The sequence below is a fragment of the Psychrobacter sp. DD43 genome, assembly GCF_904846555.1.
Classification (GTDB): domain Bacteria; phylum Pseudomonadota; class Gammaproteobacteria; order Pseudomonadales; family Moraxellaceae; genus Psychrobacter; species Psychrobacter cryohalolentis.
Map to the genome: position 1 here is coordinate 106,842 of NZ_CAJHBE010000006.1, position 12,423 is coordinate 119,264.

Genomic DNA, 12,423 nt, shown 5'->3' on the forward strand with positions numbered 1-12,423 from the left:
CATTCAACTATTTGCTCAATTCGCTAAAACTAGGGATAGGTCAGACAGCGAAGGAAGAAATTTGGCGATCGTCGCCTATCAAGGAGGATTAAATGACGAATTATATCGATAAGTCGCAGCAGCCGATTTTGGGAAATGACCCTGTCGATCTAGAAACGCCGCAAGGGGCGCAGTGGCAAGCATCCATGTGGAAGTTTTTGCTATTTTCAGCGCTGGGTATGGCATTATTTATCATACCTTTTCAGTGGGATGGCAAAATCACCATTTTACTGGGCGTATTAACCGATACCCTGCAAGCAGTGCTGGGAGGTTATGTTGTTTACGCCGCATTAGCGATTGTTACAGTCTCCTTTGTAGGGGCGCTAGCAGTCAAGGTTTTGAAGCCTAACCTGCCAACAGACTCTATGCGCGCAAAGTTGTTTGATGTCGATTGGTTTTGGCTATCCGCGCGCTTTTTAGGGGCGCTATTTGTTTGGATGATTTACTTACAAATCGGACCTGAGTTTATTATCAACCGCAATACCGGCGGCGTGATTTTTGAAGACCTGATTCCTATTTTGATTCCTTTGTTCTTCTTTGCCATTTTATCATTGCCGTTTTTGACCGATTTTGGTTTGATGGAATTTTTGGGTACCTTGTCGAGTAAGGTGTTTGTCAAACTGTTCCGGTTGCCGGGTCGCTCAGCCGTCGATGCCATGTCTTCTTGGTTTGGCGCCGCATCTATCGGTTTACTTGTGACCATGCAAGAGTATGATAAAAGCTACTACAGTCAGCGCGAAGCAGCCATTATCGCAACGACTTTTTCGGTCACCTCCATCGCTTTTACCTATGTGGTTGCCAAAACCATCGGCGTTGACAATAACTTTGTGTATTTTTATCTGACCATTGCCTTAACGGGCTTTATTGCTGCCATTATCATGCCGCGCCTACCACCATTGTCTTTGAAGCCTGATACTTATCACTTAGGTAAGAGCATGCTTGATGAGGAGATTCCGGCTCAGTACACCACCTATCAATGGGCGCTCAACCGTGCCATCACGCGCGCGCACTCTATGCCAAGTTTGGGTAATATCTTTAAACACAGCCTAAAAAACCTATTTGATATCTATTTTGGCTTGATTCCAGTGGTTTTTGCTATCGGTACTATTGGTCTTGGCTTAGCCGAGTACACGCCGGTATTTAATTGGTTGTCGGCACCGCTCGTACCAGTGCTTGAATTGCTACAAATTCCAGAAGCTGCTGAAGCGGCACCAGCGATGATTATGGGCTTTGCTGATATGTATTTGCCGGCGTTAGTTGGTAAGAGTATTGAGAGTGAGATGACAAGATTTATCGTTGGTGCAGCTTCTATTACCCAGATTATCTATATGTCTGAAGTAGGGGCGCTGATTCTAAAATCAAACATTAAGCTGAATGTGCTAGAGCTATTTATGATTTTTATTCTGCGCACGCTGATCAGTTTGGTGGTCATTACCACTGTGGCGCATCTGTTGTATTAAAAAATGTGCTTGTGCGTAATGCTATGCCAGCAGTCGGTTGTGCCTGATTAAAGGTAGCTATTGAAGCGGTAGACCGAGATGATGAGAAAGATACTTATGCATTATATTACCCAAATTCAGGAGAGGTGATTACTACGACCAGACTGAGCACAAAAACCCGCGTAGATATAGCAGTAGATGTCGCTACTCAAGCCTATCGACCTTACACCCGTTGATATCTGTATGCTTATTGTCCCGTGGAATTTTCCAATGGTAGCCACTCTTGGAAATTAGCCTTTGCATTGGCTGCAGGCTGTACCGTACTGTTAAAACCTTCTGAGGTGACATTAATCCAAGCAGGTCGTATTTAGATAAATGAGCAACAAATAGTATTGGCAGAAGCAGGCTGGGGCGGGTTTAAGCAAAGTGGTATTGGTCGAGAGTTGGGCGCAGGTGGTCTATCAGCTTATCAAAAGAGCAAGCATGTCTTGTTACCGCAATAATGCTCAAAATCTGTACACAGAAAAGCCTCCAATAAGGAGGCTTTTTTAAGCCAATAAAGAATGTCAAAACAATAAAACCGCTAAGATATTTCGATAGCGGTTTTATTGTCTATATTGTGAGCAGCTTAGTATTGAAAACTATGCGATATTAACCGAATACTTTCATGCGCTCTTCAACAGGCTTAAACGTTTTGTCGCCTGCAGGCTGCTCGATAGCACCAAATACCATTTGAGCGTTTAGCGTCCAGTCTTTGTCAATATTCCATGCTTCAGCAACTTTGTCATCGATAATAGGATTATAGTGTTGCAGATTTGCGCCAACGTCGATACTGGCCAAAGCCGTCCAAATAACATACTGATGCATCGCGTTGGTTTGATGTGCCCAAATGGGGAACTTATCTGCATATAACGGCGCGTTTTCTTGCATGCTTTTCACGACACTTTGATTTTCAAAGAACATGATTGTACCTGCACCCGCCTTAAAGCCCGCGATTTTGTCTTTTGTTGATTTAAACTTCTCTTCATCACCAACGATTGCATGTAACGTCTCTTCAGTGATATTCCACAGTTTCTGATGCTCTTCACCAAACAATACGACAACACGCGTCGATTGTGAGTTGAACGACGACGGCGTATGCAAGATTGCATGCTCAACCAACTTAACGACTTCGTCATTCGATACGGGTAATTGATTGCTCAACGCATAGATAGAACGGCGTTTTTCAGCAAGTTGTTGTAAGGTATTTAGGTCTGACATAGTATTTCTCCACATGGTTAATATAAATTGATTCGAACTAATAAATGATCGGTACTATTAATGGTTATATCCAGTATCTACACTTCCAATAATTATCTTTTAGTATAGATAAATTAAAATGCGTTGAAGCGTCCATTAGCTCATTGGTACTTCCATTAGCAATACTTTAGCATCATCGATGACGTCCATCGTAAAGTTCTTAGTATCCCAAACACCAAGGCCATCGCGTGTATCCAAAGTGTTACCGTTTACGACAACTTTACCGCTAATGACAAAGACATAAACACCATTGTTAGGATCTTTTAGCTGATAGGTATGGGTAACACCTTTATCGAAATCACCCATGCTAAACCAAGCATCTTGATGAATCCATACGCCTGCATCGTCAGCATTGGGTGACAATACTTGATTGAACTCATTTGGCTTTAGGATATCGTCCATACGAACTTGCTGATAACGAGGCTCAACGTTCATTTTATTTGGAATAACCCAAATCTGTAGGAACTTCACCTCTTCTTTGTCATCGCCATTCATTTCGCTGTGCGTGATACCAGTACCCGCTGACATGACTTGGATTTCACCGGTTTCGATGATGCCATTATTACCGATGTTATCGCCGTGACCGAGCTTACCTGATAAAGGAATACTGATAATTTCCATATCGCGGTGTGAGTGCTTACCAAAGCCTTGACCACCAATGACGAAGTCATCATTGATGACGCGTAGCGCACCAAAACCCATACGATCTGGATTATGATAATTAGCAAAGCTAAAAGTGTGCTTGCTTTTTAGCCAGCCATGGTTGGCATCGCCACGAGAGTCTGCTGCATGATAGATCGTTTTCATAATTTATCCTTAGATATTAATAGGTTAAATGTCTATAAATTTATTATTAATTAACTTGTTTAAACAATGGGTCTATTATAATTGTTGTCCTATAATAGATAAACAACGTTAACTGCAATTAACTATTCTTTTTTTTAGAACAATTGGATGGCAGAGATAGCGCCACATATTCATAGTAGAACCATGGACTCTATAACAGGGTCAGTTGCATAAACGGTTGCCATAAACCCAAAAATCGATTACGCAATATGTTGTAAAAAGTCTCTATCACGCGCCCTAACTGATAGATACAGCACGGGCAAAACAAATAAGCCTACTGCCCAAAAACTTAGCTGCATATATAACAACGCACCCACTAATGCGCCTACTAAAAAGCTAGATACCAATACTGAGCTGTGTGCCAGTTTTTTGCGATTGTCCGCTGTGCGATTGACCAAGTAATCGGTCAGATTGATACCCAGTTGCGTAGTATTACCCGTCATCAATACTGTCGGACTCATATGCTTAATCACCGTTTTACTAGCGGTATTACGAATCGCCAGCGCAATTAAGCCTAATCCACCCGTTATCGCCACGGTTATATCACCAGCATCGACAAAAGGCTGATAGTACAAACCGGCAATCATAAAAGTGGTCAGAAAAAATGCTTCCGCTAAGAATAAATGGCTCAGTGTTAGCTGTTTATTTTTACTATGGTCAATAAATATCTTGGTCACCATGACCGTCAAAATAAATAACGGTAAGGCGGCAAGTTTAATCCATAGACCGGCTTCACCTTTCACCAAGCCACTGCCCGCCATTACCAAGTTACCCGTGACATGTGCGGTGAAGAAACCAAACAAGGTGATAAAACCAATGGTATCAATGGCACCGCCAACCACTGTCAATAACACAGGCGTTTGATGACGCTGCCAAAAACTTGGTAAGTTATCATTAGATGGGCTGTGAGCGTTAGTTGTCATGATAAGGAGCTGTCATAAGTATAAGTGAGCATAAATACACGTTTAACCATCGTTTTCTTATTTTTAGTTATAGGCAATTATCTACGCGTGTTGCTGTGATCAATTGAATAAGCACCTGCACCATGAGCAAAAATCATCAAGAACCCACCTGCTATCGCGATGTTTTTCATAAAGGGGTTCATTTGTGATTCATCAATCCAGAACTGATGGAAAAGCAGTGCTGATATGATGTTAAAACCCACGAACAATAACGCAATCAGGCGTGCTTTAAAACCAAGCAAAACAGCAATGCCACCAAATAACTCAAGGGCAATCACCAACGGTAATAGCGTATCAGGTACGCCCATCGACTCCATATAACCTTGAGTAGCAGCGTAGCCTGTGATTTTGGTAAAGCCTGAAAAGATAAAAATCATTGATAAAAATAGCCGACCAATTGGGGCGCTAAGCTCTTGTAATTTATCCATAGTAATTCTCCAAAAATGTCACAATGTGGATCTAAATCGTTTATATGTCGCTAAGTAATGATTATATTTTAATTGTTGACCACATATAGATAAACCGTAATAATCGCAAATAACAGTTCTTATTTAGAGAACAGTCAAGGAGCATCTTATATGGGACAATTAGAAGACATGGCAATGTTTGTACGCATTGTTGAAGCCGGTAGCATTACCAAGGCTGCCGAACAACTAAATATTGCCAAATCAGCGGTTAGCCGTCGCCTCAAGGATTTAGAGACGCGCTTGGGCAGTCAACTTATTAGCCGCACCACGCGCCAATCCAACTTAACCCAAGCCGGTGAGCAGTATTACCAAAAGGTGAACAATATACTGAGCGAAGTTGACGCCCTAAACGAAGAAACCAGTGGTGCGCCCACGCGTATCGAGGGCACCTTAAAAGTAACCGCGCCATTGTCATTTGGCTTGATGCATCTAAATGATGTCATTGATGAATATGCCAATCAGCATCCCAATTTGAACTTTGAGCTCGATTTCTCTGATCGGCATACAGATTTGGTTGAAGAAGGGTTTGAGTTGGGGATTCGTATTAGAGAACTGCAGGACTCAAGCTATCAAGCCAAACGTCTGGCGCTGATTCGCTATACCTTATGTGCCAGCCCTGAATATTTGAGTAAAATGGGCACACCAACTACTCTAGAAGATTTTGCCAAGCATGAGTTTTTACAATACGGTCTAAACAAATCTAGCACGATAGAGCTCATAGATGAGCAAAGTAAAAAGCACCAAGTCGCTATCAACTCAAAAATAAAGGTCAATAATGGCGACTTTTTACGAGAAATGGCGGTAAAAGGTCATGGAATCGCTTTTTTGCCCAATTTTATTACTTACAAAACCTTAGCCAGTGGTGCACTTGTGCCCATCATGCAGCAGTATCAATTGCCGACTTTAAATGCTTATGCTGTTTATCCCAAAAACCGTTTCTTATCGCAGCGCTGCCGTTATCTAATCGATTTTATCGCTGAGCGTTTTGGCGATGATCCTTATTGGGATCGTTTTTAACTTTGTTTATGCGTTGGTGTTTGTTTTGCTTAAGTTTGTAATGCCTGTATAGATTCGCTTAGAGCAACTTAATAGGTATTAAATACTTGCCCATGGTACTGACAACGACTGCTTTTAACTAAATGAGTAATTATTAGTGGTTATTTTGATGTCTCAAAATGCCTGAATAAAGATAATTAAAAACAACAATGCAAATAATTTTTTAGGTTAATGTGCCGTGTCTTATTGCTATCACCGCGATAACTATTACATCCCGTTAAATCTTTTTCGCAAAATTGCAAGCCTTCCTGATTAGTTAAACTTAGACCTGCTTTAACGACAAAGATTTTTTATAGCCTTTTGTGTGCATGGTGTCGATACCGCTGCTGCTGATATTTTTAATGTTGGTATCATGAACGATTTTTTCCAGCATAAACCTTCTTTGGTTTTTGACGATTAACTTTAACATAGCGTCCTGACTATGTCATTTTACTGCCAGCCTAATGTTGCACCATGCTCATCTTGGTGCGCAAATAAAGGGTGCGCGCGCGCTTCCTCTAGTGTAAGGACTGGCGTAACGCACACATCTGCCGATTCAAAAACCTGCTGCCAGTGAGCAAGACCATAGCTGGCAAAGGTATCAGCGACCAATTGCGCCGTTTCTTGGCTGTCTCTGGTATTAGGCATGACACCCATTTGCCAATGTTTAGTTTTGAGCTCAGGTAATTCTAATACGTCACATAAACCTTGCCAAAACTTTAGCTCTAAAGAGCCGACTGCCATATGACGGTCATCTGCTGTTTTGTACAAACGATAGCAGGGTAGTAGACCACCTAAAAAATCATGCTCCGGCTTTGGGTTTTTACCAGAGAAGCTTGCAACCAACTTACCAGTTGCTTTTGGCATGACCAGATGCTGATACAAGCTATGGGTCATACTGACCGCAACGTGACGACCTTTACCCGTGCGCTGTGCTGACAACACGGCAGCCAAAAGGGTAATGACTGCCGTATCACTGCCGCCTGCCAAATCTGCAAACTGGATGTTAGGCATTGCTTGATCACCATCTGCGGTTTTGAGCTGATCAAGCACGCCGCTCATCGCCATAAAGTTGATGTCATGACCAGCTTTATTAGCCCAATCATGGGTAATGCTCTCGCCATCAACAACGCCATAACCCGTAATCGATACCATGACCAGCTTTGGATTAATAGCATGCAGGGTCTTAGCGTCCAGCCCCATACCTTCAAGCACTTCTGGGCGAAAACTATCAAGCATCACATCGGCATCTTTAAGATGCGTTTTGATTGTTTCAATACCTACTGGATCACGAAAATCAACTTTTTGAGTCTCTTTACCATGGTTTAACGCGGTGAAAAGCTCGCCAAAGGCGCGGGCAGGATCACCATTCTTTGGCTCGATTTTGATGATTTCTGCACCTAAGTCTGCAAGCAGTCGCGTGGCAAAAGGCCCTGGTAGGTTGCGCGTCAAATCAACAACGCGCAGCCCCTCTAGGCAGTTTTTCATAGTATCAGCTTGATTAGCCATCAACAAACTCCTCACCACTTGAAGCCATATCCACTAATATTTGAGCCGGTTCAAACCGCTTACCATATTTGCTAGCAAGCTCGCGGCTACGTTCAACAAATTTATCAACGCCTACTGAGTTGATGAACTGTAATGTACCACCTTGGTTCGGTGCAAAGCCCCAACCGAAGATTGAACCTACGTTTGCATCAGCCACAGTACGTACAACATTTTCCTCGAAACACTTCGCGGTCTCATTGGCTTGCACGTAAAGTAGGCGGTCTACCAAGTCTTGCTGAGACGGCTGCTCATCTGTTATTGGGTACAGTTCAGTGAGCTCAGGCCATAAGCGCTTTTCACCATTTTCAGGATACTCATAGAAGCCTTTAGCAACCTTTTTACCTTCACGGCCAAGTTCTTTGACCATTTTTTCTACCACTGGCATGGCTGGATGCGGTGTAAAGGTTTTGCCTTGCGCTTCTAAAGCACGCTTGGTTTGCTGCATGACATGTAATGATAGGCTTAGTGACACTTCATCTTGCAGTGCGAGTGGTGGCATCGGCATACCAGATTTCATACCAGCCACTTCAATGCTGCGTGGGTGAATACCTTCACTTAACATGGCAATACCTTCTGAGACATAAGTACCAAAGACGCGAGAAGTGTAGAAGCCTCGGCTGTCATTGACAACGATAGGTGTCTTACCGATTTGACCAACATAATCAAAGCCTTTGGCTAACGTTGCATTGTCCGTTTCTTCGCCCACGATAATCTCAACCAATGGCATCTTATCTACTGGCGAGAAGAAATGTAGACCGATAAACTGGTTTGGACGCTTGCTGGCTTTGGCAAGTTCAGTGATAGGCAATGTAGACGTGTTTGACGCATAAACGGCATTTTCTGGAATTACTGCTTCAGCATTACGCGTGCATTCAGCTTTGATGTCTACATCTTCGAATACCGCTTCGATAATTAAATCACAGCCTTCTAAATCGTCGTAAGACGTTGTGGTTTTAATAAGGTCTAACAGTGCTTGTTTTTTCTCTTCCGTTGAACGACCACGGCTGATAGCCTTGTCGAGCAACTTAGCAGAATAGTTTTTGCCTTTTTCAGCACCTTCGATAGCCTTATCTAACAGCACCACTTCCATACCCGATTTAGCTGAGACGTAAGCGATACCAGCACCCATCATGCCAGCACCAAGGATACCGACTTTGCTCACTTTAGAACGCTCAAACCCTTCTGGGCGTGACTGACCTTTTTTAATGCTATTTAGCTGTGTCCAAAACGTATTGATCATATTTTTGGACACGTCTGATAATACACAAGCGACAAAAAAGCGTGATTCGATTTTAAGACCGTTATCGATATCAGTTAGGCAGCCTTCAAAGACACTAGATAAGATATGGGTGATTGCCGGATAATTGCTGTGCGACTTTTGATTTGCCATCGCAGGCGCAATCGAAAATACTTGCACTACTTTAGGATGTTTGCTGTCGCCACCCGGGATTTTAAAGCCTTTTTTGTCCCAAGGTTGCTGAGCTTTTGGATTGTTATTAATCCATGCTTTAGCCTTACTGATAAGCTCATCATTGTCATGAGCCACATCATCGATAAGACCAATGTCAACCGCTTGCTGTGCGCTAAGCGCTTTACCTTGCGTCATTAGTTCAAGAGCTTTTTGAATACCAACCAAACGTGGCAGACGCTGAGTACCACCGCCACCAGGTAATAAACCAAGCTTGACTTCAGGTAAACCCAGCTTGGTCTTTGGAGAGTCAATAGCGATGCGATAATGACAGGCTAACGCCAGCTCTAAACCACCACCTAATGCCGTACCAGTAATGGCAGCAACCACTGGCTTACCTGACGTTTCAAGTGTACGCAGGCTAGCTTTTAAGTCCTCAACCAAGTTAAACGCTTGCTCAGCTGTTTCAATAGTGGCCAGTTGGTCGATATCTGCGCCAACTACAAAGGTTGATTTACCAGACGTTAAAATCAAACCTTTTGCTTCTTGGTCGTTGACAAAAGCATCCGTCAATTTGGCGAAGGCGTCATTAAAGCCATCACCGATGACATTCATTTTACGATCTGCTTGATCGATAGTAACCGTGATAATACCGTTGTCTGATTCTGCTGAAAAACTGTTTAATTCATTAATGGCATTTACGCTGTTTGTGCTCATATTCAGTCCTTCTTAATTTATTATGCTGTACGATTAGTCATCGAAAACCGCTATTTATAAATGTTTTATCAACGTTTTTATACACGTTCAATGATAGTCGCAATACCCATACCACCACCGACACATAGGGTAATCATTGCTGTTTTTAGATCGCGGCGCTCAAGCTCATCAAGCACCGTGGTCAGCAGCATTGCGCCTGTCGCACCAAGTGGGTGACCCATAGCGATAGCGCCACCATTGACGTTCACTTTATCAAGCGAGAGACCAAAGTCATCAGCGGTATTAAGCGGTACAGCAGCAAATGCTTCGTTAATCTCCCAAAGGTCGATATCAGCAGCAGTCATACCGGCTTTAACCAGTGCTTTTTTACAAGCAGGGGTAGGACCAGTCAACATGATGGTTGGCTCTGAGCCAATCACAGACGCCATCGTTATTTTAGCGCGTGGCTTAAGACCTGCTTTTTTGCCAGCAGCTTTACTACCCACAAGACACAATGCTGAACCATCAACGATACCCGATGAGTTACCAGCGTGATGAACATGGTTGACGTTTTCAATAGTGGTGTATTTATCAAGAATAACGCCATCGAAGCCCATTTTACCGGACATCATAAATGAAGGTTTTAAGCCAGCCAAAGTTTCTACTGACGTATTTGGGCGAATGGTTTCGTCTTTGTCTAATAGCAATAAACCGTTTAGATCTTTTACGGGAACGACTGACTTATCGTAGTAGCCTTTTTCCCAAGCAGCCGCTGCTCTTCTGTGTGACTCTGAGGCAAACTCGTCAACGTCTTTACGACTAAAACCTTTTAAGGTAGCAATAGTATCAGCGCCAACCCCTTGAGGTACGAACTGAACGGCATCGTTTACTCGTGGATCCATATACCAAGCGCCGCCATCCATACCCATTGGTACACGGCTCATTGACTCAACACCACCGGCAACGACTAAGTCCTCCATGCCAGACATGACTTTGGTTGCCGCAAGGTTAATGGATTCTAAACCAGACGCACAAAAGCGTGACAGCGTTAATCCTGCCACGCTCTCATGCCAATCGGCGTCGATAACGGCGATACGTGCGATATCAGAACCCTGCTCACCGACTGGTGTCACACAGCCTAAAATGACGTCATCTACCAAACTGGTATCTAAATTATGGCGTTGTTGCATCTCTTTGAGTAGCGTGCGAACCAGCCAGATAGGTGACGCCTGATGGAGGGAGCCATCTTTTTTACCTTTGCCACGTGGGGTGCGGATGGCATCATAGATATAAGCGGTCTCAGTCATAATAAATCCCTTTAATATTTCATTGGATATTTGTTAAATAATGAAGTTTTGAGGAGAACGTATTCTCCTCAATTCAATAGTTAAGAACATTTGGCTTAATAACATTTGTATATTGGCTGGCATGTATTTATTTGCATGTAGCGGTTTTTATAAAGCGGCTTGGTTTCACACAACGCTATTACATAAAGCGTGAGGCCAATTCCTTCATAATCTCATTAGTACCGCCGTATATTTTTTGGACGCGCGCATCAGCATACATACGAGCAATTGGGTATTCTGTCATATAGCCGTAACCACCGAATAACTGTAAGCATTCATCCATGACATTGCACTGTTTTTCGGTCACCCAATACTTGATTAATGACGCTTGCGGTGCAGTTAGAGTGCCATTAATCATCGCTTCAACAGCAGAGTCACATAACGCTCTTACGGCTAGGTAATCGGCTTGAACTTCAGCGAGCTTAAAGCGAGTATTTTGGAACTTCCAAATTGACTTCCCAAAGGCTTCCCGCTCTTTTACGTATTCAAGTGTCAACTCTAGCGCCAGCTTGATAGCGCCGCAACCGCTTAGCGCAATGATTAAACGCTCTTGTGGCAACTCTTGCATCATTTGAATAAAGCCAAGACCCTCTATACCGCCCAAGAGGTTTTTCTGTGGCACACGGACATTGCTGAAGAACAGCTCTGAGGTATCTTGAGCGGACATCCCAGTCTTTTTAAGATTGCGACCGCGCTCGAAGCCTTCTAAACCATCCGTTTCGACGACAATCAGAGACACGCCTTGAGCGCCATGATCACGATCCGTTTTACAAGCCAATACGATAAGGTTTGCGTGCTGACCATTTGTGATGAATGTTTTTGAACCGTTGATGATATAGTCGTCACCATCTTTAACCGCATAGGTTTTGATTGCCTGTAAGTCAGAACCAGTCGTTGGCTCAGTCATTGCGATAGCGCCAACAGATTCGCCCGTAGCCAGTTTAGGGAGCCATGCTTTTTTCTGCTCTTCAGTCCCATGCTTTAAGATATATGGCGCAACAATACCTGAGTGAACCATACCGCCAAAACCAGCTTGGTTTGCCTGTGCCTGCGCTAACAAAATAGCGGCTTCGTGACCAAAATCACCACCGCCACCGCCGTACTCTTCAGGCATAGACGCACATAAAAAGCCCATATCGCCTGCCTCGTGCCAAGCTGCGCGATCAATCATTCCGTTTTCACGCCACTGCTCGTCTTTATCTTCCCAGCTTTTAAACATCTTCAAAGCACTGTCATAGACCATGCTATGTTCTTCGGTCATCCAGTTTGAGGCAAAGGCTTCAATACTCATGTGGTTCATCCTTGATAGTTATGGTGTTTAAATTAATATTTAGGGTA

Annotated in this window: 12 protein-coding genes; 4 read left to right on the top strand and 8 right to left on the bottom strand. The window is 43.3% G+C overall.

From position 1 onward, the window contains the following. Positions 1-92: 92 nt before the first annotated feature. From JMX89_RS05035 to JMX89_RS05045, 3 genes are all read left to right on the top strand, one after another. Positions 93-1,499 carry a YjiH family protein gene (locus JMX89_RS05035; RefSeq protein ID WP_201532046.1) on the top strand — a complete coding sequence of 469 codons (1,407 nt, stop codon included), beginning with the start codon at positions 93-95 and terminating at the stop codon, positions 1,497-1,499. A gap of 236 nt (positions 1,500-1,735) precedes the next feature. Continuing rightward, positions 1,736-1,849 (top strand): aldehyde dehydrogenase family protein, encoded by a 114-nt coding sequence (locus JMX89_RS05040; RefSeq protein ID WP_201532045.1) that lies wholly within the window; start codon positions 1,736-1,738, stop codon positions 1,847-1,849. Next, positions 1,850-1,981, top strand: coding sequence for an aldehyde dehydrogenase family protein (locus JMX89_RS05045; RefSeq protein WP_133104532.1), 132 nt, complete (start codon positions 1,850-1,852; stop codon positions 1,979-1,981). Positions 1,982-2,129: 148 nt separating this feature from the next. Here the strand turns inward: JMX89_RS05045 and JMX89_RS05050 are convergent, their stop codons facing one another. From JMX89_RS05050 to JMX89_RS05065, 4 genes are all read right to left on the bottom strand, one after another. After that, positions 2,130-2,738 carry a nitroreductase family protein gene (locus JMX89_RS05050; protein WP_011513876.1) on the bottom strand — a complete coding sequence of 203 codons (609 nt, stop codon included), beginning with the start codon at positions 2,736-2,738 and terminating at the stop codon, positions 2,130-2,132. A gap of 135 nt (positions 2,739-2,873) precedes the next feature. Next, positions 2,874-3,584 carry a pirin family protein gene (locus tag JMX89_RS05055; protein ID WP_133104534.1) on the bottom strand — a complete coding sequence of 237 codons (711 nt, stop codon included), beginning with the start codon at positions 3,582-3,584 and terminating at the stop codon, positions 2,874-2,876. A 239-nt stretch (positions 3,585-3,823) separates the two neighbouring features. Then, positions 3,824-4,546: a YoaK family protein gene (locus JMX89_RS05060; RefSeq protein WP_133104535.1), complete on the bottom strand. Its 723-nt coding sequence runs from the start codon at positions 4,544-4,546 to the stop codon at positions 3,824-3,826. A 77-nt stretch (positions 4,547-4,623) separates the two neighbouring features. Then, positions 4,624-5,013, bottom strand: a complete 390-nt coding sequence (locus JMX89_RS05065; RefSeq protein ID WP_133104536.1) for a DoxX family protein — start codon at positions 5,011-5,013, stop codon at positions 4,624-4,626. 150 nt (positions 5,014-5,163) lie between these two features. On the opposite strand from JMX89_RS05065, the gene JMX89_RS05070 reads away from it, so the two are divergent. Then, the gene (locus tag JMX89_RS05070; protein ID WP_201532044.1) at positions 5,164-6,069 is read left to right on the top strand and encodes a LysR family transcriptional regulator; all 906 of its coding nucleotides are present in this window, start codon (positions 5,164-5,166) and stop codon (positions 6,067-6,069) included. Between the two features lie 468 nt (positions 6,070-6,537). On the opposite strand, the gene JMX89_RS05075 is transcribed toward JMX89_RS05070, so the two are convergent. From JMX89_RS05075 to JMX89_RS05090, 4 genes are all read right to left on the bottom strand, one after another. Beyond that, on the bottom strand, positions 6,538-7,596 hold the full coding sequence (locus JMX89_RS05075; protein WP_201532043.1) for a CaiB/BaiF CoA transferase family protein: 1,059 nt from the start codon (positions 7,594-7,596) through the stop codon (positions 6,538-6,540). Then, the gene (locus JMX89_RS05080) at positions 7,589-9,760 is read right to left on the bottom strand and encodes a 3-hydroxyacyl-CoA dehydrogenase NAD-binding domain-containing protein (RefSeq protein WP_201551034.1); all 2,172 of its coding nucleotides are present in this window, start codon (positions 9,758-9,760) and stop codon (positions 7,589-7,591) included. Before JMX89_RS05080 ends, JMX89_RS05075 begins: the two co-directional genes overlap by 8 nt. Positions 9,761-9,837: 77 nt before the next feature. Then, positions 9,838-11,046 carry an acetyl-CoA C-acetyltransferase gene (locus JMX89_RS05085; protein ID WP_201551036.1) on the bottom strand — a complete coding sequence of 403 codons (1,209 nt, stop codon included), beginning with the start codon at positions 11,044-11,046 and terminating at the stop codon, positions 9,838-9,840. 178 nt (positions 11,047-11,224) lie between these two features. Further along, positions 11,225-12,376: an acyl-CoA dehydrogenase family protein gene (locus JMX89_RS05090; protein WP_201551038.1), complete on the bottom strand. Its 1,152-nt coding sequence runs from the start codon at positions 12,374-12,376 to the stop codon at positions 11,225-11,227. Positions 12,377-12,423 lie beyond the last annotated feature (47 nt).

Coding starts and splice junctions, on each gene's coding strand:
- JMX89_RS05035 (WP_201532046.1), top strand. CDS start 93: ATGACGAATTATATCGATAAGTCGCAGCAGCCGATTTTGGGAAATGAC.
- JMX89_RS05050 (WP_011513876.1), bottom strand. CDS start 2,738: ATGTCAGACCTAAATACCTTACAACAACTTGCTGAAAAACGCCGTTCT.
- JMX89_RS05055 (WP_133104534.1), bottom strand. CDS start 3,584: ATGAAAACGATCTATCATGCAGCAGACTCTCGTGGCGATGCCAACCAT.
- JMX89_RS05060 (WP_133104535.1), bottom strand. CDS start 4,546: ATGACAACTAACGCTCACAGCCCATCTAATGATAACTTACCAAGTTTT.
- JMX89_RS05065 (WP_133104536.1), bottom strand. CDS start 5,013: ATGGATAAATTACAAGAGCTTAGCGCCCCAATTGGTCGGCTATTTTTA.
- JMX89_RS05070 (WP_201532044.1), top strand. CDS start 5,164: ATGGGACAATTAGAAGACATGGCAATGTTTGTACGCATTGTTGAAGCC.
- JMX89_RS05075 (WP_201532043.1), bottom strand. CDS start 7,596: ATGGCTAATCAAGCTGATACTATGAAAAACTGCCTAGAGGGGCTGCGC.
- JMX89_RS05080 (WP_201551034.1), bottom strand. CDS start 9,760: ATGAGCACAAACAGCGTAAATGCCATTAATGAATTAAACAGTTTTTCA.
- JMX89_RS05085 (WP_201551036.1), bottom strand. CDS start 11,046: ATGACTGAGACCGCTTATATCTATGATGCCATCCGCACCCCACGTGGC.
- JMX89_RS05090 (WP_201551038.1), bottom strand. CDS start 12,376: ATGAGTATTGAAGCCTTTGCCTCAAACTGGATGACCGAAGAACATAGC.